This window comes from Ruegeria sp. ANG-S4 (genome assembly GCF_000814005.1).
GTDB lineage: Bacteria > Pseudomonadota > Alphaproteobacteria > Rhodobacterales > Rhodobacteraceae > Ruegeria.
In genome coordinates, this window is the sequence record NZ_JWLK01000004.1 from 161129 (window position 1) to 179974 (window position 18846).

Annotated in this window: 20 protein-coding genes; 14 read left to right on the plus strand and 6 right to left on the minus strand. The window is 58.0% G+C overall.

The genetic code is table 11. The annotated features are described in order from the left end of the window. Entirely contained in the window at window positions 1–573 is a 573-nt protein-coding gene (locus RA28_RS11565; protein WP_039528606.1) for a peroxidase-related enzyme, read from the plus strand. Beyond that, the gene (locus RA28_RS11570) at window positions 570–1472 is read left to right on the plus strand and encodes an OmpA family protein (RefSeq protein ID WP_039528608.1); all 903 of its coding nucleotides are present in this window, start codon (window positions 570–572) and stop codon (window positions 1470–1472) included. The genes RA28_RS11565 and RA28_RS11570 overlap by 4 nt, the downstream gene beginning before the upstream one ends. A gap of 3 nt (window positions 1473–1475) precedes the next feature. Here the strand turns inward: RA28_RS11570 and RA28_RS11575 are convergent, their stop codons facing one another. Then, window positions 1476–2438: a sodium-dependent bicarbonate transport family permease gene (locus RA28_RS11575; protein ID WP_039528611.1), complete on the minus strand. Its 963-nt coding sequence runs from the start codon at window positions 2436–2438 to the stop codon at window positions 1476–1478. Between the two features lie 97 nt (window positions 2439–2535). Between RA28_RS11575 and RA28_RS11580 the strand changes: the two genes are divergently transcribed. Beyond that, on the plus strand, window positions 2536–3453 hold the full coding sequence (locus RA28_RS11580; RefSeq protein WP_039528613.1) for a hydrogen peroxide-inducible genes activator: 918 nt from the start codon (window positions 2536–2538) through the stop codon (window positions 3451–3453). 52 nt (window positions 3454–3505) lie between these two features. Here the strand turns inward: RA28_RS11580 and RA28_RS11585 are convergent, their stop codons facing one another. Next, complete coding sequence (locus RA28_RS11585) at window positions 3506–4411, minus strand: LysR family transcriptional regulator (protein ID WP_039528616.1); 906 nt, start codon at window positions 4409–4411, stop codon at window positions 3506–3508. 228 nt (window positions 4412–4639) lie between these two features. On the opposite strand from RA28_RS11585, the gene RA28_RS11590 reads away from it, so the two are divergent. Then, complete coding sequence (locus RA28_RS11590) at window positions 4640–5080, plus strand: DUF4399 domain-containing protein (protein WP_039528618.1); 441 nt, start codon at window positions 4640–4642, stop codon at window positions 5078–5080. A gap of 77 nt (window positions 5081–5157) precedes the next feature. Continuing rightward, a complete protein-coding gene (locus RA28_RS11595) occupies window positions 5158–5766 on the plus strand; it encodes a LysE family translocator (RefSeq protein WP_039528620.1) in 609 nt (202 codons plus the stop codon). A gap of 21 nt (window positions 5767–5787) precedes the next feature. Here RA28_RS11595 and RA28_RS11600 read toward each other — a convergent pair whose 3' ends face one another. After that, entirely contained in the window at window positions 5788–7815 is a 2028-nt protein-coding gene (locus tag RA28_RS11600; protein ID WP_039528623.1) for an NADPH-dependent 2,4-dienoyl-CoA reductase, read from the minus strand. 137 nt (window positions 7816–7952) lie between these two features. Between RA28_RS11600 and RA28_RS11605 the strand changes: the two genes are divergently transcribed. From RA28_RS11605 to RA28_RS11625, 5 genes are all read left to right on the plus strand, one after another. After that, window positions 7953–8438 carry an RNA pyrophosphohydrolase gene (locus RA28_RS11605; RefSeq protein ID WP_039528625.1) on the plus strand — a complete coding sequence of 162 codons (486 nt, stop codon included), beginning with the start codon at window positions 7953–7955 and terminating at the stop codon, window positions 8436–8438. A gap of 6 nt (window positions 8439–8444) precedes the next feature. After that, the gene (gene sigZ / locus RA28_RS11610; protein ID WP_039528628.1) at window positions 8445–8984 is read left to right on the plus strand and encodes an RNA polymerase sigma factor SigZ; all 540 of its coding nucleotides are present in this window, start codon (window positions 8445–8447) and stop codon (window positions 8982–8984) included. Between the two features lie 64 nt (window positions 8985–9048). After that, a complete protein-coding gene (locus RA28_RS11615) occupies window positions 9049–9759 on the plus strand; it encodes a glutathione S-transferase family protein (RefSeq protein ID WP_039528630.1) in 711 nt (236 codons plus the stop codon). Between the two features lie 73 nt (window positions 9760–9832). Continuing rightward, on the plus strand, window positions 9833–11206 hold the full coding sequence (locus RA28_RS11620) for a radical SAM protein (RefSeq protein ID WP_052261446.1): 1374 nt from the start codon (window positions 9833–9835) through the stop codon (window positions 11204–11206). Next, window positions 11203–12039, plus strand: coding sequence for a DUF547 domain-containing protein (locus RA28_RS11625; RefSeq protein WP_039528634.1), 837 nt, complete (start codon window positions 11203–11205; stop codon window positions 12037–12039). Before RA28_RS11620 ends, RA28_RS11625 begins: the two co-directional genes overlap by 4 nt. 4 nt (window positions 12040–12043) lie before the next feature. Here RA28_RS11625 and RA28_RS11630 read toward each other — a convergent pair whose 3' ends face one another. Together RA28_RS11630 and nth are read right to left on the minus strand one after the other, a co-directional pair. Continuing rightward, complete coding sequence (locus RA28_RS11630; RefSeq protein ID WP_039528636.1) at window positions 12044–13033, minus strand: adenosine kinase; 990 nt, start codon at window positions 13031–13033, stop codon at window positions 12044–12046. After that, window positions 13030–13674: an endonuclease III gene (gene nth, locus RA28_RS11635; protein ID WP_039528639.1), complete on the minus strand. Its 645-nt coding sequence runs from the start codon at window positions 13672–13674 to the stop codon at window positions 13030–13032. Before nth ends, RA28_RS11630 begins: the two co-directional genes overlap by 4 nt. Window positions 13675–13916: 242 nt before the next feature. On the opposite strand from nth, the gene RA28_RS11640 reads away from it, so the two are divergent. The 3 genes from RA28_RS11640 (at window position 13917) to RA28_RS11650 (ending at window position 16465) form a co-directional block, all read left to right on the plus strand. After that, window positions 13917–14933: a heme-binding protein gene (locus tag RA28_RS11640; RefSeq protein WP_206539633.1), complete on the plus strand. Its 1017-nt coding sequence runs from the start codon at window positions 13917–13919 to the stop codon at window positions 14931–14933. Window positions 14934–15000: 67 nt separating this feature from the next. Then, complete coding sequence (locus RA28_RS11645) at window positions 15001–15852, plus strand: methylated-DNA--[protein]-cysteine S-methyltransferase (RefSeq protein ID WP_039528642.1); 852 nt, start codon at window positions 15001–15003, stop codon at window positions 15850–15852. A gap of 175 nt (window positions 15853–16027) precedes the next feature. Further along, the gene (locus RA28_RS11650) at window positions 16028–16465 is read left to right on the plus strand and encodes a glyoxalase superfamily protein (protein WP_039528645.1); all 438 of its coding nucleotides are present in this window, start codon (window positions 16028–16030) and stop codon (window positions 16463–16465) included. Between the two features lie 50 nt (window positions 16466–16515). Here RA28_RS11650 and RA28_RS11655 read toward each other — a convergent pair whose 3' ends face one another. After that, window positions 16516–17955 carry an aldehyde dehydrogenase family protein gene (locus RA28_RS11655; RefSeq protein ID WP_039528647.1) on the minus strand — a complete coding sequence of 480 codons (1440 nt, stop codon included), beginning with the start codon at window positions 17953–17955 and terminating at the stop codon, window positions 16516–16518. Between the two features lie 218 nt (window positions 17956–18173). On the opposite strand from RA28_RS11655, the gene RA28_RS11660 reads away from it, so the two are divergent. Next, window positions 18174–18824, plus strand: a complete 651-nt coding sequence (locus tag RA28_RS11660; protein ID WP_039528650.1) for a peroxiredoxin — start codon at window positions 18174–18176, stop codon at window positions 18822–18824. Window positions 18825–18846 lie beyond the last annotated feature (22 nt).

An 18846-nucleotide genomic window follows, 5' to 3' on the forward strand; every position in this document is an offset into this window, starting at 1 on the left:
GTGACAGACCAAACCAAGCCCACCGCGCTCAACCTGCCGATGGTGGACCCTCTGCCGCCCGAGACGCAGAAGTATTTTGACATCTGTGTCGAGAAATTGGGCATGGTGCCGAACGTGCTGAAAGCTTATGCGTTTGACATCGAAAAGCTGAATGCTTTCACGACGATGTATAACGACCTGATGCTGGCCGACAGTGAATTGTCGAAACTGGAACGCGAAATGATTGCGGTGGTCGTGTCGTCGATCAACAAATGCTTCTATTGCCTCGTTGCCCACGGCGCGGCGGTGCGCCAACTATCGGGTGATCCGCAATTGGGTGAGATGCTGGTCATGAACTATCGCGTCGCGCCGCTGGATGTGCGTCAGCGGGCAATGCTGGATTTTGCGGCCAAAGTGACAACAGGTAGCGCCGCAATAGAAGAGCCGGACCGCCAAAGGCTACGGGATGCCGGATTTTCCGGGCGTGACATCTGGGATATCGCCAATGTCGCCGGGTTCTTCAACATGACCAACCGCGTGGCCAGTGCAACCGGCATGGTGCCCAATCCTGAATACCACGCGCAGTTCCGATGATCCGGCCCTTGTCGATCTGCCTGGCATTGCTTGCCAGCGCAGCCACCGGGCAGGACCTGAGCTTGCCAACCAACGCGCGACAGATCAGCGAACGGGTGAGCCCGCTGGACAGTTATGAGTTGCCGGTCGGCGTTTATGCCGAAGATGCCGTACCTGCGCGAACGGTCGAGGGTCGTGTGGAACGCACAACGTGGCGGTTGCAATCGGGGTCCAGCACGACCCTGCAAATCCTGGCACCCCTTCGTGATCAGCTTGAGGCGCAAGGTTACGACATTCTGTTTGAATGCGAGGCGCGCGCCTGCGGCGGCTTTGATTTCCGTTTCGGGACCGAGGTGGTGCCGACACCGGACATGTATGTCGCCATTCAGGACTTTCGTTTTCTGTCCGCGTCGCGCGGAGAAAACGTTCTAAGCCTGCTGGTCAGCCGCAATCCACCTGACGGGTTTGTACAACTTATCCGCGTCGCTCCGGTTGCCGCCACTTCGCCACCGCCGCTGGTGGTCGAGACCGCGATCGACGATCCCAGCGAAGTTTTGCAGGTTCTTCAGCGGGATGGTCATGTCATCCTCGACGATCTTCACTTTTCAACGGGCGAGGTTGCCTTGGGTCCGGGCCCATTTGCATCGCTGGCGCTGCTGGCCGGTTATCTGACCGACAACCCGGACGTCAGGTTGGCCCTTGTCGGACACACCGATGACACCGGCGATTTGCAGGCGAATACCGCGGTCAGCACCAGACGCGCCCAGTCCGTGCGAACGCGCCTGATCGAGGCGCATAGGATATCGGGCGATCGGATTGAGGCACAAGGCGTGGGATATCTTGCCCCGCTTACCTCGAACGCAACGCCGGAAGGTCGCGACCTCAACCGCCGGGTCGAGGCCGTGTTGCTGGTCAATTGACCACTACATCACCCACCAAAGATACAGCGGTAAACCGACAGTAATGTTGAACGGGAAAGAGACCCCCAAGGATAAGGTCAGGTAGATCCCGGCCTCGGCTTTGGGCAGCGCGATTTTCATTGCCGCCGGAACAGCGATGTAGGATGCCGAGGCAGACAGGACCATGAACAGGAACAGGCTGCCTGCGGACAGACCGATCACGGCACCTACGGCCCAGGCCATCGACGCGCCGATCAAAGGCATCACGACGCCAAATGCGAACAGACCAACAGACAGCTTGTCACGGTTCCGGATCAGACTGCGCCCGGCAGACAGGCCCATGTCCAGCAAGAACAGACACAAAATTCCGGTAAAAGGCGTGACGATGAACGGCGCAATCATCTGCATGCCCTCGCCACCTGTAATAGCACCGATCAGAAATGAACCGGTCAGCAGAACGATCGAGCCATTGGCAAGCAGGTCCCGCCACAACCCATCGTCCTTGACGCCGTTGCCGCCGGATCTATGCGCCAACCACAGGGCGGACAGGATCGCCGGAACCTCCATCGCGGCGGCTACGGCAACCATGAACCCGTCGTGGCTCAGGCCGACGAGATCAAGCAGGCTGGTCGCCGTTACAAAGGTAACGATTGAAATCGAGCCATAGTGACCGGCGACCGCTGCCGCGTTCAGCGCATCAAGTCGGGTCATTACCCGCAACAGGCCAAAGGCGACGAACGGAATTGCAAATGACAGGGCGACACCGCCCAACAGCGTCAGAAACAGGTCAAGGTGGATACCATGCTCTGCCAGGCTGCTGCCGCCTTTGAATCCAATTGCAAGCAGCAAGTACAGAGACATGAACTTGGCCGCGCCGCCGGGTATGGAAAGATCACTGCGCGCAAAGGCGGCCAGCAGTCCCAATGCAAAGAAAAGAATGGTTGGCACCAGCAGGTTGCTGGACAGGGTTTCGATAACACCGGGCATTTCGGGCTCCTAACTTCGTCTTTGGCGCCAGATGCCTTGCGATTTTACTTTATCCCAATATTATCTTTCTAAGCTTTAATTAGTTTCAGGCTATGTAATGCGGCCAACCTTGCGTCAATTGGAATACATCGTCACGGTCAGCCGGCTGGGACGATTCAGTCTTGCGGCAGACGTGTTGAATGTCAGCCAGCCCAGCCTCTCTGCGCAGATCGCGACCGTTGAACAAGAGCTTGGCGTTCGGATTTTTGACCGCAATCGCGGTGGTGTTCAGATCACCGCCAAGGGCGAGGATTTCATTGCCCGCGCACAAAAAATTCTGGCCGAACTGCAGGACCTGCGCCACGCGATGACAAACGATGCGCCGACCGGGGGGCGCCTGAGGTTGGGCGTCCTGCCGTCAATTGGTCCGTATTTGCTGCCGCAGGTCATCAAGGATGTTCACCACGCGCGGCCCGGGCTGCGTGTCGTTGTACGCGAAGAAAACACGCGGGACCTTGAACAAGGGTTAAAGTCCGGGCGCTTTGATCTGATCATCTCGACCCCCGAAGATCATCCCAACACCACGCAGGAACGCTTGTTCAATGAACCGTTGTGGGTGGCCGTCGCCGTCGACGACGCGCTGGCCATGGATCTGCAGGCGGTCGGGGCGGGTGATTTGCAGAATCGAATTTTCCTGACGCTGGATCAAAGCCACCGCCTGTCCCGGATCGTTTATGCGCTGGCGGCGGAGTGCGGTGGCGTTGTGTCAGACGAATATGAGGGCACGACGCTGGATTCGATCGTTCTGATGGCGGCATCTGGCGTTGGCGTTGCTGTCTTGCCCGATCTTTACGCCCGCAGACAGGGGATTTATCGCGACGAGGTTCGTCTGCGCCCGCTGTCCATCCCAAATGCAAACCGGGACATCGCGCTTTTGGCCCGCAGCGCGGAGGCACCGTTGACAGGTCAAAACGTATTGACACGATCCCTACGGTCGGTGGCGCGGGGGATGGGCTTGTCTGTTCCGGAAAACTAAAAAAAAACCCGCGCTGTTCAGCGCGGGCTTGAAAGTTGCCGTAGGGAGAGTTTTACCAGTTCATCGGCCCTTTCTCGGAAAAGGACTCGACAAGGAAGTCGATGAAGGCACGCACCTTGGGTTGCGTGAAGCGACCGGGCGGATAGACCGCAAATACGCCCTGAACATCATCAGGCAGCGACGGCATCGCGTCGACAACCTCGCCCGATTTCAACGCGTCTGCGTACAGGTAGCTGGGCAAATAGGCGATCCCAAGGCCCGATATGGCTGCGTTCAGCAGCGATTGACCATCGTTTACGCTCAGCCAGCCGGCGGTCCGAACTTGACGTTTCTCGCCGGATGGGGCCGTCAGCCTCCAAACGTTGCCGGAAGACTGGCTGGAATAATGCAGCAGCTTGTGCTCATTCAGGTCATCGATCTTTTGCGGGTGTCCGAACTGCTCGATGTATTTCGGCGAGGCGACCATGCGCTTGACGGTTTCGGTCAGCTTGCGGGCCCGCAGCGTGCTGTCCTCCAGCTCACCAATACGCACGGCGACGTCGAAACCTTCGGAAATCAGTTCCACATAGCGGTTGTTCAGCACCATATTTACGGTGATATCGGGATAGGCAGACAGAAAATCCGACAGAACGGGTGACAGGTGGTTCACCCCAAAATCCGTCGCAACGCTGATGCGCAGCAATCCCGAAGGATCGGACTGCATGGAGGTCACGAGAGCATCTGCCTCGCCTGCGTCGTTCAGAACGCGGCGTGCACGATCATAATAGGCCAATCCAATCTCGGTTGGTGAAACCCGACGCGTCGTCCGGTTGAGCAGCCGTGCACCCAGTCGTGCCTCAAGGCTCGACACATGCTTTGATACGGCCGATTTGGAGATACCCATTTTCTTGGCCGCGTCAGTGAACCCGCCTTGGTCCACCACGTTGGAAAATGCCTCCATTTCGGTCAGTCGATCCATTCTCGTTCCCCAGGTCTTCTGTTCGTTGTCTCACTTTCGCGATCAATCTGGGCGAGAACTGGGCATACATGGGATAATATCAGGGTTTTAAATCGGATCGTTTGCGGTTGGGAAACGCCGGAAACCGTGGATGCCTGAGATGTCGACGTTCAAAAATGCTGAGATTTCAGGCAATCGTCCTAATTGTGCTATGTTAAGAATGGCATTTTTGTGACCACGGAGGAGAGGATGAAAACAATTCTGACAGCTCTGGCGACGATCCTGATGGCCAGCTTTGCGCTTGCAGGGGGCGAGACACCGTCGAATCCCGACGCAAAAGTCTATTTCGTGAACCTTGCGGATGGGGACAGTGTCCAGTCACCGGTGACAATCGTCTTTGGCCTCAGTGGCATGGGTGTAGCACCCGCCGGGACCGAAACGGAAAACACCGGGCACCACCACCTGTTGATAAACCGCCCGCCGATCGGAGAGGGCGAAGACGGTGCCGACGAACTGGCCTATGGTCTTCCGGCGGATGACAACCATCTGCATTTCGGCGGAGGGCAGACCGAGGTCACACTGGAGCTGCCGCAAGGTGAGCACACATTGCAACTGGTGCTGGGTGATGCCGGGCACGTGCCGCATGATACGCCCATCGTGTCCGACGTAATCACGATCAAAGTGGAGTAGTCGGCAAGGACGCCAACGAAACCTGTTTACAAGATAGCGAATGTCGGAAACTCTGGCCCCGAAAAAAGGGGTGAGCCATGTCGCTTGAGTTTTTTCTGACGTCCTTGATCGTAGTGCTTTTGCCCGGAACCGGCGTGATTTACACGTTGGCTGTTGGTCTTGGTCGCGGTTTTCGTGCCAGTCTGGCAGCGGCGGCGGGGTGCACATTGGGAATCGTGCCAGCCGCCATTGCCAGCATCATTGGGCTCGCCGCCCTGCTGCACACCAGCGCGCTTGCGTTTCAGGTCATCAAATACCTGGGCGTCCTTTATCTGTTCTACATGGCTTGGGGGATCGTCAGAGAAGGCGGTGCCATGGAGGTCAACGCCGAGAAATCATCGGTGAGTTTCCTGAAAATTGCGGTGACTGGCACCTTGATCAATGTTCTGAATCCCAAATTGTCCCTGTTCTTCCTTGCGTTCCTGCCCCAGTTCCTGCCGGCGGGTACAGCGAATGCGGAGCTTGAACTGGTCAAGCTGGCCGCGGCCTTCATGGCAATGACCTTTGTTGTGTTTGTCGGATACGGTGCCTGCGCCGCGCTTGCACGGGACTACGTCATTCGCAGGCCGTCTGTGATGGCATGGATCAAGCGATGTTTCGCGACGGCGTTCGGCGCTTTGGGCGTCAAGCTGGCATTGTCGGACTGATCGGGCCGAGCGCGCAGAGGGTCAGAGCTGTGCTGCCAGCCGCGTCCCTTGGTTGATGGCGCGTTTGGCATCCAATTCTGCGGCAACATCGGCCCCCCCAATCACATGCGGTTCGATCCCGCGTTCGATCAGATCATCCGCCAAACTGCGGTCTGACACCTGACCTGCGCACAGCACAATTGTGTCCGCCGCAATCAAAGTCGGGTTCTCACGCGTCTCGCCGAAACTGACATGCAGCCCGTCATCGTCGATCCGTTCGTAGTTCACGCCGCCGATAAAATTGACGTTCTTCATTTTCAGGGCCGCGCGGTGAATCCAGCCTGTCGTTTTGCCAAGCCCCTTGCCGTGTCGCTGAGCCTTGCGTTGCAGCAGGGTGACCTGTCGGGCGGGTGGTTGAGGCTGTGGGCCTTCGGGGGCAAGACCGGCGCGATGCTCGGCCGGGTCGGTCACGCCCCACTCTTTCATCCAAAGCGGCAGATCGGTCGTTGGGCTGTGTCCATCCTCGAGCAGAAACTCTGACACATCGAACCCGATTCCACCTGCGCCGATAACGGCGACCGATTGGCCGACCTTGGCCTTTCCACGCAGCACGTCGATATAGCTGAGGACATTGTCGCGTTCCTGCCCTGGTATTTGCGGGTCACGCGCTGTGACGCCGGTTGCGATGATCACCTCATCGAACCCGGTCAGGTCATCAGCTTCGATGTCTCTGTTCAATTCAACGCGCACTCCCAAATCTGTCAGCATGGTTCGATACCAATCGACAAGTCCCCAAAACTCTTCCTTGCCCGGTACCTGTTTGGCCATGTTGAGCTGACCGCCTATCTCACCCGCACGGTCAAAAAGGGTTACATCGTGACCGCGTTGAGCTGCCGTCATCGCTGTCGACAAACCGGCGGGACCCGCGCCGACAATGGCAACCGTCTTTGCTGTATCCGCAGTGCCGATTTCCAGTTCCGTCTCGTGGCACGCGCGCGGGTTCACAAGGCACGACGTCAGCTTGCCGCTGAACGTGTGATCCAGACACGCCTGATTGCATGCGATGCAAGGCGCGATCTGTGCAGATTGCCCGGCGATCGCCTTGTTGACGAAATCTGCATCGGCCAGCATCGGCCGCGCCAGTGACACCATATCGGCGCATCCGGTCGCCAAAACCTCTTCGGCGACTTCGGGCGTGTTGATCCGATTTGAGGTGATCACCGGGATCGACACTTTCCCCATCAACTTTTTTGTGACCCATGCAAACGCCGCGCGGGGGACGCTGGTTGCGATGGTCGGGATACGTGCTTCGTGCCAGCCGATGCCGGTATTGATAATGGTGGCACCTGCCTTCTCGACCTCTTGCGCCAGTTGGACGACCTCGTCATGGGTGGAGCCGTTGGGCACAAGGTCGATCATCGACAGCCGGTAGATAATGATAAATTCCGTCCCGACGGCCTGACGGGTGCGCCGGACAACCTCGATTGGTAGGCGCATCCTGTTCTCATAAGCCCCGCCCCAGCGATCCGTGCGTTTGTTGGTATGCGTGACAATGAACTGGTTGAGGAAATATCCCTCGGACCCCATGATCTCGACCCCGTCATAGCCAGCCTTTTGGGCCAGAACCGCGGCATTGACGATATCGCTGATCTGCTTCTCGATCCCATCTTCGTCCAACTCGGTCGGTGGAAATGGTGAAATCGGAGATTTGACCGGGCTGGGCGCCACGCATTTCGGCCCATAGGCGTAGCGCCCTGCATGCAGGATCTGCATCGCGATTTTGCCGCCTGCTTCGTGCACACGCTGTGTCACGATCGAATGGTTCGCCACCTCTTTCTCGTTGGTCATCATGGATGCACCCGGCAGGACCGAGCCTTCCAGGTTTGGGCCAATTCCGCCTGTTACCATTAGCGCCACACCACCACGGGCGCGGTCTGCATAAAACTCGGCGACGCGATTCCAATCCCCGGTTTCTTCGAGCCCGGTATGCATCGACCCCATCAGGACCCGGTTCTTCAACGTGGTAAAGCCCAGATCCAGCGGGGCCAGCATGTTTGGGTACGCAGTCATGGCGAACTCTCCCTCCCGAAATTGAGTGTTAGATTGACGTCCGCGTCAACATTGTCACGTGAAACCTAACGTCACCCCCTTTGCGTCCGGGGCGACGGTTGCTACAGACGGTTCGTAAGAAACCCATGAGGCCCCGCATGACCCCAGACGAGATCGCCAAATTGCCGTACCGGCCCTGCGTTGGTCTGATGCTGATGAATGCCGAGGGCAAGATCTTCGTCGGTATGCGCAATGACGGACCAAAGGACGCTTGGCAAATGCCTCAGGGCGGAGTGGACAAAGGCGAGGACCCCCGCGATGCGGCGCTGCGGGAGCTGTGGGAAGAAACCGGTGTCACGTCGGATTTAGTTGAGATCATCGCGGAAACGGACGGCTGGCTGCCGTACGATTTGCCACATGATATTGTCCCCAGGATATGGAAAGGACGTTATCGCGGTCAGGAACAGAAATGGTTCCTGCTGCGGTTCACCGGTCGCGACGATCAGATAAACATCGACACCAAACACCCGGAATTCACCCGCTGGAAATGGCAGGAGCCGTCCAAGCTGATCGCCGAGATCGTCCCGTTCAAGCGGGATGTCTATGAACAGGTGGTTGCTGCTTTTGCTGATCATCTGTCATAAACCGATATGCGCATCGAAGACATCTGGCCCAAGTACCGTGCGCGTCTGAAAGCGTTTTTGCATTCGCGTGTTTCCAACGCGGCGGATGTGGATGACCTGCTGCAAGACATTTCGATCAAGGTTATGGCCGGGCTTCCCGCGCTTAAGGACCCTGCCAAATTGCAATCGTGGCTGTTTCAGACCGCGGATCGCACCATCATCGATCACTATCGAAAAAACGGTCGCGCACAGGCGCATCCGGACGACTTGTGGTATCACCGGGATGATCCCGAAACCCGGCAAGCCCTCGAAGGCTGTGTTGAACCGTTTATCCGCGGCCTGCCTTCCGAAACAGCAGATATGTTGTTGGCCATCGATATCCAAGGGATGTCTCAACAGGACTATGCGGACCACTTGGGTCTGCCATATTCGACGCTGAAATCGCGGGTTCGGAAAGGTCGGGCCAAATTGCGCAGAGCGTTTGAAGACTGCTGCAATATTTCAATGGATGCGCGCGGAAACATCTCGGACGTGCAGGAAAAACCGCAAGCCTGCAAAAAATGTTGATCTAAGCGTCGTCTTTTTGGTTGGGGGTTCGTCTGACAGATGAAACCACCAAAAGGAAAGACAAATGATCCGCATCATCAGTTTCAAAATCTGTCCCTTCGTCCAGCGCGTGACCGCGATGCTGGAGGCCAAGCAGATTCGATACCAAATCGACTACATCAGCCTGCGCGACAAACCCGGCTGGTTCCTGAAACTCTCACCCACCGGGCAGGTTCCGGTTCTGGTGACCGAAGGCGGAACGGCCTTGTTCGAATCCGATGCAATCGTCGAATACATCGACGAGGTCAGCGCGCCGTTGCAACCAGACCTGACCCCCGAGCAGCGCGCGCTGAACAGGGCGTGGAGCTATCAGGCCAGCAAACACTATCTGGTTCAGTGCAGCACCATGCAAAGCGGGGACAAAACACTTTACGACGAACGCGCAGCAAAACTGGCCAAGTCTTTCGAGAAAGCAGAAGCCCAGCTTGGAGAGGGGCCGTTCTTTGCGGGTGCAACTCTTGGCAATGTCGATATGGCATGGCTGCCATTGCTGCACCGCTCGGCGATTGTGGCGGATCACAGCGGGCACGATATGTTGGACGCCTATCCCCGCGTAAAGGAGTGGCGCAAGGCGCTGTTGGCAACAGGCATCCCGCAAAAGTCCATATCCGAGGATTTCAGCGAAAGGTTCTTGGATTTCTACTTATCCGACCGGACATGGCTGGGCCGGGGTGCGAATTTGGATGAAACACCCTCTGATACCGTGACCCCGGTACGCGGCGGGTGCTGTGGGTAGGTTTCCTCACCGTCCTGCACGTTGACGTGAGGGGTGATGGCCCGCGTGGCCGGGCCCCTCTAGCTTGGTTGGTATGAAAGATGTCCTACCAGACCTAACTGCCTTTCTGCCCGCCGGGCGTCGGTTCGCCGGATCGGATCGCCGTGCGCCCTTGCGGGACGGGTTGTGGAGCAGCGGGGAATATGGACCCGGCCAAACCGCCGGTCGGTTCTATCCTGTTGCCTGCGTCGCGCTTGAGGTCACGCAACGCTGCAATCTGGACTGTTCTTTGTGCTATCTGTCGGATCGTGCCGAACTGACCTATGACCCACCGCTTTCGGTCCTGTTTGCGCGCCTTGCGATGATCCACAGCCACTACGGCCCCGGCGTTTCAGTGCAACTGACCGGCGGAGACCCCACACTGCGCAAAGTCGAAGACCTCGAAGCCCTGTGTCGCGAGATCGGGCGCTTGGGTATGCGCTCTTGTCTGATGACCAATGGTATCCGCGCGGGCCGGGCCTTTCTGGCGCGGCTGGCGGCGGCGGGTCTGGACGACGTGGCCTTTCATGTGGACATGACGCAGCAACGTAAGGGTTTCAACACCGAGGCGGAGTTGAACACGGTTCGGCTGACTTACATCCGGGCAGCCAAGGATTTGGGCTTGCGCATTCTGTTCAACACCACTGTGTTTGGTGGCAACTTTGATGAACTGCCCGCACTGGCCCGCTTTCTGCGGGATCAGCCCGAGGTGGCATTTGTCTCATTTCAGATGCAGGCAGATACCGGGCGGGGTGTGCTGCGCAGGCGGCCGGACGCGATCACGCAGGACAGTGTGATACGTGCGGTCGAAGAAGGGTACGAGACCAACCTGAATTTCGACGTTGCCGCGGTGGGTCATTCCCGCTGCAATCGCTACGCCAGTGTGCTTACCGTCCACGGGCGGGCGGTTTCGATCCTATCGAACCGCAAACTTGTGCATCGTTTGATCGAAGCGTTGGAAGGTTTGGATCGCTCGAATGACGGGCATCTGGACACGCGCGACACAGTGCGGCGCCTCGTTCTGCACCACCCTGTTCTGGCTTTGCGGGCGGGGGTGCATTTGGCTGAATGTCTTCTGAGACTGGGTGCCGGATTGCTGCGCGGCCCGGTGCGAAGGCAATCGGTTTTCATTCACAACTTTATGGCCGCCGATGCGTTGGAAGAGGATCGCTGTGCCGGTTGCGTCTTTATGGTTGCCACGGCGAATGGCCCACTTTCAATGTGCGCGCATAACGCCCACAGAGATCAACATCTGGCGGAACCGGATCGGATCGAGACAGAAAAAGGCGTGTTCTGGTGGAACTCGGCAGTGCGCGAGGTGTCCGATAGACCGGACCTACCGGATCTGCAAAGTGCCGATCTGGCACCTTTGAAAAGGCTCAAAGGTCAGTTGCGCGCCCGACGCGCGGGTCAAAGAACCGGATCATGAGGACCTGCTTCTTATGTCTTCTGCTGGTCGTTCTGTCGGCGTGTGCGAGTGTTGAGCGTCTGGCCCTTCCAAAAGCAACGCCGCTGCCTGACACCAGTCTGACGCGTTCGGCAACGCCCGCCGACAGGAGCGTGGACCATAAGGATTGGACCGACTTTTTGTCACGCTACGTCGCATCGGACCCGCAAGGCGTGAATCGTGTGGCCTATGGGCAAGTATCGACCATCGACCGGGAACGGCTTGGCCACTACCTTGGCCGAATGCAGTCCATTGACCCAACACGTCTGACGCGCGATCAGCAACTGGCCTATTGGATCAACCTGTACAACGCTCTGACGGTTGAGGTTGTTCTGGACAACTATCCGGTCGACTCGATCCGCGACATCAAGGATGGCCCATTTTCAATCGGGCCGTGGAACCGACCTGTTGCTCGCGTCGGCGACCAGACCCTCACGCTGAACGATATCGAACACCGCATCATACGTCCGACCTTCAACGAGCCTCGTATCCATTACGCGCTGAATTGCGCCGCGGTTGGGTGCCCAAACCTGATGGCCCGCGCTTGGCAATCCCGGACGCTGAACGAGGACTTCGCTGCGGCCGAACACGCCTATGTCAATGACCCGCGCGGCGTGCGTTTCGATGACAGGGGACGCCTGATCCTGTCCAAGATATTCATCTGGTTCCGCGAGGACTTTGGCCCTGACGAGCAGGCTGTAATCGCCTATCTGGAAACGACGGCTGAACCTGACCTGCGCAGACGTCTCAGCCAGGTGACCCGCGTGAATTCCTACGCGTATGACTGGGCCCTGAACGATGCGACCAGCCCTTGAGGGTCTACAGCAGCCCCTCTGCGCGCAACAACTCTTGCAAGTTTGCTTCGGGGCGTGGGCCAATATGGCTGATGACCTCGCGCGCGCAGACATTGCCAATCCGAGCGCAGTTTTCATAATCGCGCCCCGTCGCCATGCCAAACAGAAATCCAGCCGCGAACTGATCGCCCGCCCCGGTTGCATCAACGGGAACGACCTTTTCGACAGGAACATCCGTTCTTTGACCTTCGCTCAACACGGTGACCCCGTCGCCGGAACGGGTGCAGACGACCAATGGGCAGATCGCAGCAGTCTTGGTCAGTGCGTCTTCCAGATCGTCGGTTTCGAAAAGCGACTTGATCTCGGCCTCGTTGCCAATGACGAAATCCAACTCGTTTTCGATCAGCAGCAGGAAATCGACCCTGTGCCGCTCGACACAGAAGGGGTCTGAAATGGCGATGCCGGCCTTGCCGCCACCCTTGTGGCAGTTGCGCGCGGCTTCCAGAAAGGCCGCCTTGCCCTTTTCCTTGTCGAACAGGTAGCCCTCGAGGAACATGATCTGGCTGTTACCGGCCACCTCGCTGGACACGTCTTGCGACGACAACTCTGAAGAAATCCCAAGATAAGTGTTCATCGACCGCTCGCCATCGGGCGATACGAAGATCATCGAACGCGAGGTCGGCAACTCTCCACCCGGAACCGGCGGGTTTACGAAATCGACGCCATCCTCGTTCATCGCATCCGCGTAGAACCGGCCCAAAGCGTCATCGTGCACACGTCCGATGAACGCCGCGTCCAAACCCAGCGCTCCGGCCCCTGCGATTGTATTTGCCACCGAGCCGCCCGGGGTCTGAACGCGCCCTTCCATCGACGCATACAGAACCTCGCCCCGTTCCTGCTCGATCAGCTGCATGATGCCCTTTTCGATGCCCATCAGCTCCAGAAAACTGTCATCGGCCTGGGAAATCACGTCTACAACGGCATTTCCGATGCCAGTCAATTGGTAGGTTTTCATAGAGTCTTTTCCTCAAAGTCGCAGAGATCGCGGATGATGCAGGTCGGGCACATGGGTTTGCGCGCCTTGCAGTGATAACGGCCGTGCAGGATCAGCCAGTGATGTGCATGCAGTTGGAAATCGGTTGGGATATTGTCTTCGATGGCGCGTTCCACCGCGTCGACGTTTTTGCCGGGGCAGATGCCCGTGCGGTTGCCGACACGAAAGATATGGGTATCCACAGCCTGCGCTGGATACCGCCACCACATGTTCAACACGACGTTTGCCGTCTTGCGCCCGACACCCGGCAGTGACTGAAGTGCAGCGCGGGAATTGGGGACCTCGCCGCCATAATCCTCAACCAAGATCTTGCTGAGCTTGATGACATTCTTGGCCTTCTGCCGAAACAATCCGATGGTCTTAATATGCTCGGTCAAGCCGGCTTCGCCCAATTCCAACATCTTTTGCGGCGTGTCGGCGATCTTGAACAATTCACGCGTGGCTTTGTTCACGCCAGCATCGGTCGCCTGCGCCGAGAGGGCCACCGCCACAACAAGAGTGTAGACGTTTACATGTTCCAATTCGCCCTTGGGTTCGGGGTCGGCGTCATGAAAACGCGTAAAGATCTCGCGGATCTGGTGGTATCCGAGTTGCTTGGCCATGCTGGGACGTATGCACGTATTACGGTGCAGGGCAAGCGGTTGCGGCGTGACACCGCACAAGCGGGATTCTGCTCAGCAGGCATCGGGCTTCATTGCTTTACGTAAGGTAAAGCAAATGTGTGATACAATTCTAACGCGCGTATCAGTTTGTATTTCAGCGCTTAGTTGCCCGCGACGGCGGGTTGTTTTCTTATTTCTTATTGAAAGGCTTACTCATGGCGAACCCAGATCTTGCCGCAAAAATGCAGTCCCTCCATCGGTCTGTAGAGCTGGCACATCAAGGCGACGATGACCTCGGCCCACTCAAGCTTTTGCCGGGCGTTTGGAAGAACGCGGAAGGCACGCGCGGGCGTGGCTGGAACATGATTGCATTGCCCTTTGCGACCGAGCCGGGCAGTCGGATAAACTACCGTCTCTTGGTCAACCAATATGAAGAAACGCTGCAATTCACCACGGTTGACAAGGCGGTGCCGAACCGGGGGATCGAACGCCCGGATCCATCGACCGGCAACCCATCCTTCGACACCGATCAATTCATAGTCACGCTGGATTACCAGCAGTCGATTGCGCAGCTGGCGGCTGAGGACAACCCGGTCAGCGGCAAGGCCGGTCCGGCGGATTTGCCGATCCATCATGAGCCCGGCCTGTTCCTGCACATGACGAACTTCACGACCAGCGATCTGGATGTGGCCCGGTTAGGTACAATCCCGCACGGCAACTCTCTGCTGGGATTGGGACAGGCGCAGGTCATTAACGGCCCGCCAACGATACCAGCCGTTGACGGATTGCCGGATGGCGCAACAAAGGACCTCAACAGCGGCTATCTGGCCCCCTACAAGCACTACAATGACAACCCGTTCAAGGGCACCATCACGCATCCCGATTTTGATGGCTTCAACCCGGTGCATCCGCATCTGTTGTTGGAATTGGGCGTTCCCAATAATGTGGTCCGAACCACGGTGTTGCCCTTCAATACCGAGCTTGAAAAGGCAGGCATCGTCAACATCCCCTTCATCGAGAAACAGGCGGATGCGGAAGTCATGGATTCGATCTTCTGGATCATGGAGTTGGATGAGCCCGGCGTCGGATCCGAACCAAAGCTGATGATGATGTATCTGCAAAACGTGGGGCTGGATTTCTTCCCGAAATTTGGACAGCAACCCGGTCTGATCCGTTGGCCACATGTCAGCATCAACACGATGGAAAAAGTTGCCCCACCGGAAGATGCTGAACGGTATCCCTATAAACCCGGAGTCTAATAGCGCAAGAAACGGGTCGCACTCTGGCGTGGATCGTCTAGTTATGGTCCATCAAAGGAGTGCGACCATGAACGTCCAAACCCCCGAAACCGGTTATCACTACAATGTCATGCGCCGGGCAATCGACCTGATCGATCAGGGCGGCGAGACTCTGAGCCTCGACGAATTGGCCGCGCAGATGGACATGAGCCCGGCGCATTTCCAGCGCCTGTTCTCGCGCTGGACGGGTGTTTCGCCAAAACGCTATCAGCAATACCTGACGCTTGGCCATGCAAAGGCGTTGCTGCGCGAGCGGTTCACAACGCTTGAAACAGCGCACAATGTCGGCCTGTCGGGCAGTGGTCGCTTGCATGACCTGTTCCTGAAATGGGAATCCATGAGCCCTGGCGAATACGCCCGAAAAGGGGCAGGGCTGACTATCTATTGGGGCTGGTTCGAAAGCCCCTTTGGTCCGGCTTTGGTCATGGGCACGGACAAGGGCATCTGCGGCATGGCTTTCGGCGCCGAAACCGGCGAGGCCGAGGCGATGGAGGACATGCTTGCGCGCTGGCCGCAGGCAGAGTTTGTAGAGGACCCCATGCACCTGCGACCTTGGGTTCTGAGTGCCTTCGGTTCGGTCAGCGAACGGCTGGAACCGACACCTCTTTACCTGATTGGCTCACCCTTGCAGATCAAAGTGTGGGAAGCGCTGATGCATATCCCATCGGGTCAGGTCACGACGTATTCCGAGATTGCTGAACGTGTCGGCTCGCCTCAGGCTGTGCGTGCCGTTGGAACTGCCGTGGGCCGCAACCCGGTCAGTTGGCTGATCCCGTGCCACCGCGCCTTGCGTAAGTCCGGCGGGCTGGGCGGCTATCACTGGGGTCTGCCGGTCAAGCGGGCAATGCTTGCCTATGAGGCCGCGCAAGCAGACGCGTGATTGACAGCAGGCCACGTCAATGCCAAAAGGCGCGCGGTTTGGGTCTCCTGCCGTTCGCGGCCTTTGGCTTTGGTGAAACCCATTTGAACACTTCATCTGTTGCCCACCTTCCCGGCGCGCGGATGGCAATGCGAACCCCGTCCTGATTTCGCGCCCGTTCAAGGAAACGAGGCACATGAAAACGATATCAAACACGACACCGCCCGTCGGTGAACTTAAGCTTCAGGCCAAACGTTTGCGAGAGAAGCTGCGGCGCGACGGCGTTGCGCTGTCACACAGCGAGTCTTTGGAAATGCTGGCGCATCAACATGGCGTCCGCGATTGGAACACGCTGCACGCAATGGCGGGAAACCGGGTGCATCTGGGCGTCGGTGACCGGGTGCAGGGGCGCTATCTGGGTCAGGACTTTACGGCCGAAATCCGTGGCTTGACGGTGCTGGGCGATGGCGCACACCGCAGGATTTCATTGCAACTCGACACGCCCGTGGACGTGGTTCGGTTCGACAGCTTTTCGTCTTTCCGACAACGTGTCACAGGCGAGATCGGTTGGGACGGACGATCGGTTCGCCATACTTCGGACGGAGAGCCGCACCTGATCGTGCGCCCGGTGTAAAAAAAGGGCGAGGCACATCGCCTCGCCCTTAATCGCTAGCCGTGCGCGGCTTACTCTGCAGCCCAGCCGCTTACGGCTTTGACTTCCAGAAAGTCCTCCAGGCCCCAGACGCCACCTTCGCGCCCGTTGCCGGACTGTTTCATTCCGCCAAACGGAGAGCCAGCGCTGCGGGGTTGACCATTCATTTCCACCATACCCGAACGCAGATGGCGCGCCATGCGGTTGGCACGTGTTCCGTCCTGCGTCTGCACGTAATTTGTCAGGCCATACGGGGTGTCATTGGCAATCTCGACAGCCTCCTCCTCGGTGTCGAACGGGATCATTGCCAAAACCGGGCCAAAGATCTCTTCGCGCGCAATGGTCATCTGGTTGTTGGCATCGGCAAAGACCGTAGGGCGTACATAGTAACCCTTGTTCAGACCCTCGGGCCGACCCGTGCCGCCTGCGACAAGGCGTGCCCCTTCGTCGATGCCCGCCTGAATCAGATCCTGAATCTTGGTCCATTGCACTTCGTTCACGACCGGGCCGATGTGGCGGCCCTCTTCTTGTGCGCTGCCAACCGAGACCGTGTTTGCCACTTCCGCTGCGGTCTCGACTGCCTGATCGTAGATGGGGCGCTGTACAAGCATCCGGCTGGGCGCGTTGCAACTTTGGCCTGTGTTATTCATCATGTGCAGCACGCCGCGTTTGACCGCCTTTTCATCCGCATCAGCAAAGACGACATTCGCCCCCTTGCCACCCAGTTCAAGATGCACCTTTTTCAATGTCTCGGCGGCATTCTTGGAAATCGCGGTGCCCGCGCGTGTCGAGCCGGTGAAACTGACCATATCGACATCCGGATGCGCCGACAGTTGAGAGCCGACACCCGCTCCGTCGCCATTCACAAGGTTGAACACGCCCGCGGGGAACCCTGCCTCATCCATCAGTTCGGCAAAGATCATCGCGTTCAGCGGGCTTTGTTCGGACGGTTTAAGAACCATCGAGCACCCGGCGATCGCTGCGGCCCCGACTTTGAGCGTGACCTGGTTCATCGGCCAGTTCCACGGCGTGATCAAAGCGGCCACGCCGACGGCTTCGTAGATAATTCGGTCGTTCGGGGCGTGATCGCCCAATGGGCGCTCGAATTGAAACGCTTTGGCAGCGCGAATGAAATTATTGAGATGCCAGCTTCCCGCGCCGGCCTGCTGCGTGCGGGCCATATCAATCGGCGCACCCATCTCCAGAGAAATTGCTTCGGCCAGATCCTCGGAACGGCTTTGGTAGACCTCGATCAGCTTTTCGACCAGCGCAATCCGTTCCTCGACTGGGGTTGCCATCCATCCGGGAAGCGCTGCTCTGGCCGCAGCAACAGCGGCATCCGTGTCGGCCTTTGACCCCAGCGAGATCACCGCGCACGGTTCTTCTGTCGATGGATTGATGACATCAAAGTCATTGGCCACCGAGGGGGCAACCCATTCACCGTTGATATAGAAGTTGCGTTTCTCGATCATGGCAGTTCCTCCTGATCCGGTTTATGCCGACCGTGCGGTCGGTTTTGTGGCACTCTGTCATTGGCACAGCGCAGGGGCAAGCCGATTCCCAGTGGCCAATCGAAAAACGTTGGGTTCCAGAAATTCCGGTCTTAGGGCATCTGAAAGGTTTATCCCAAGCGCAAAGTGATTAAGTTTGCTGCATCCGACTCGCCTGTATTACGGAAAGGAGATTCCTTATGGGTTTGCGTATCAACGACACCGTCCCGAATTTCACAGCAGAAACGGATCAGGGCACCGTCCAGTTCCATGATTGGATCGGGGACAGCTGGGCCATTCTGTTCTCGCACCCAAAGGACTTTACGCCTGTTTGCACCACCGAGTTCTCAGCCGTCGCACAGTTGAGTGATGAATGGGCGGCGCGGAATACCAAGGTGATCGGTGTCTCGGTCGACGGTGTCGAGGACCACAAGAAGTGGAAAAAAGATATCGAGGCCTATGGCAACGCCAATCCCGGTTTCCCGATCATCGCCGATGATGGTCTGGCTGTATCCAAAGCTTTTGACATGCTGCCCGCCGAGGCCTACTTGCCGGACGGTCGCACGCCTGCCGACAGCGCCACCGTGCGCTCGGTCTTCATCATAGGGCCGGACAAGCAGTTGAAACTGTCGATGACCTATCCGATGACAGTGGGCCGCAACTTTGCCGAGATCCTGCGCGCGCTGGACGGGTTGCAGATGTCGGCCAAAGGTGTTGCCACCCCGGCCAACTGGGTGCCGGGTGAGGACGTGATCATACCGCCCGCAGTGTCCAACGAAGATGCCAAGGAAAAGTTCGGCGAGTTCGAGACGATTTTTCCGTACCTGCGCAAAACCAAAGCTCCGTCCTAATCGGAGCCGGGTCGGGGGGCTG

What these genes read in the sequence shown, in the direction of transcription:
- RA28_RS11570 (WP_039528608.1), top strand. Translation starts at nt 570, where the DNA reads ATGATCCGGCCCTTGTCGATCTGCCTGGCATTGCTTGCCAGCGCAGCC.
- RA28_RS11575 (WP_039528611.1), bottom strand. Translation starts at nt 2,438, where the DNA reads ATGCCCGGTGTTATCGAAACCCTGTCCAGCAACCTGCTGGTGCCAACC.
- RA28_RS11580 (WP_039528613.1), top strand. Translation starts at nt 2,536, where the DNA reads ATGCGGCCAACCTTGCGTCAATTGGAATACATCGTCACGGTCAGCCGG.
- RA28_RS11585 (WP_039528616.1), bottom strand. Translation starts at nt 4,411, where the DNA reads ATGGATCGACTGACCGAAATGGAGGCATTTTCCAACGTGGTGGACCAA.
- RA28_RS11590 (WP_039528618.1), top strand. Translation starts at nt 4,640, where the DNA reads ATGAAAACAATTCTGACAGCTCTGGCGACGATCCTGATGGCCAGCTTT.
- RA28_RS11595 (WP_039528620.1), top strand. Translation starts at nt 5,158, where the DNA reads ATGTCGCTTGAGTTTTTTCTGACGTCCTTGATCGTAGTGCTTTTGCCC.
- RA28_RS11600 (WP_039528623.1), bottom strand. Translation starts at nt 7,815, where the DNA reads ATGACTGCGTACCCAAACATGCTGGCCCCGCTGGATCTGGGCTTTACC.
- RA28_RS11605 (WP_039528625.1), top strand. Translation starts at nt 7,953, where the DNA reads ATGACCCCAGACGAGATCGCCAAATTGCCGTACCGGCCCTGCGTTGGT.
- sigZ (WP_039528628.1), top strand. Translation starts at nt 8,445, where the DNA reads ATGCGCATCGAAGACATCTGGCCCAAGTACCGTGCGCGTCTGAAAGCG.
- RA28_RS11615 (WP_039528630.1), top strand. Translation starts at nt 9,049, where the DNA reads ATGATCCGCATCATCAGTTTCAAAATCTGTCCCTTCGTCCAGCGCGTG.
- RA28_RS11620 (WP_052261446.1), top strand. Translation starts at nt 9,833, where the DNA reads ATGAAAGATGTCCTACCAGACCTAACTGCCTTTCTGCCCGCCGGGCGT.
- RA28_RS11625 (WP_039528634.1), top strand. Translation starts at nt 11,203, where the DNA reads ATGAGGACCTGCTTCTTATGTCTTCTGCTGGTCGTTCTGTCGGCGTGT.
- RA28_RS11630 (WP_039528636.1), bottom strand. Translation starts at nt 13,033, where the DNA reads ATGAAAACCTACCAATTGACTGGCATCGGAAATGCCGTTGTAGACGTG.
- nth (WP_039528639.1), bottom strand. Translation starts at nt 13,674, where the DNA reads ATGGCCAAGCAACTCGGATACCACCAGATCCGCGAGATCTTTACGCGT.
- RA28_RS11640 (WP_206539633.1), top strand. Translation starts at nt 13,917, where the DNA reads ATGCAGTCCCTCCATCGGTCTGTAGAGCTGGCACATCAAGGCGACGAT.
- RA28_RS11645 (WP_039528642.1), top strand. Translation starts at nt 15,001, where the DNA reads ATGAACGTCCAAACCCCCGAAACCGGTTATCACTACAATGTCATGCGC.
- RA28_RS11650 (WP_039528645.1), top strand. Translation starts at nt 16,028, where the DNA reads ATGAAAACGATATCAAACACGACACCGCCCGTCGGTGAACTTAAGCTT.
- RA28_RS11655 (WP_039528647.1), bottom strand. Translation starts at nt 17,955, where the DNA reads ATGATCGAGAAACGCAACTTCTATATCAACGGTGAATGGGTTGCCCCC.
- RA28_RS11660 (WP_039528650.1), top strand. Translation starts at nt 18,174, where the DNA reads ATGGGTTTGCGTATCAACGACACCGTCCCGAATTTCACAGCAGAAACG.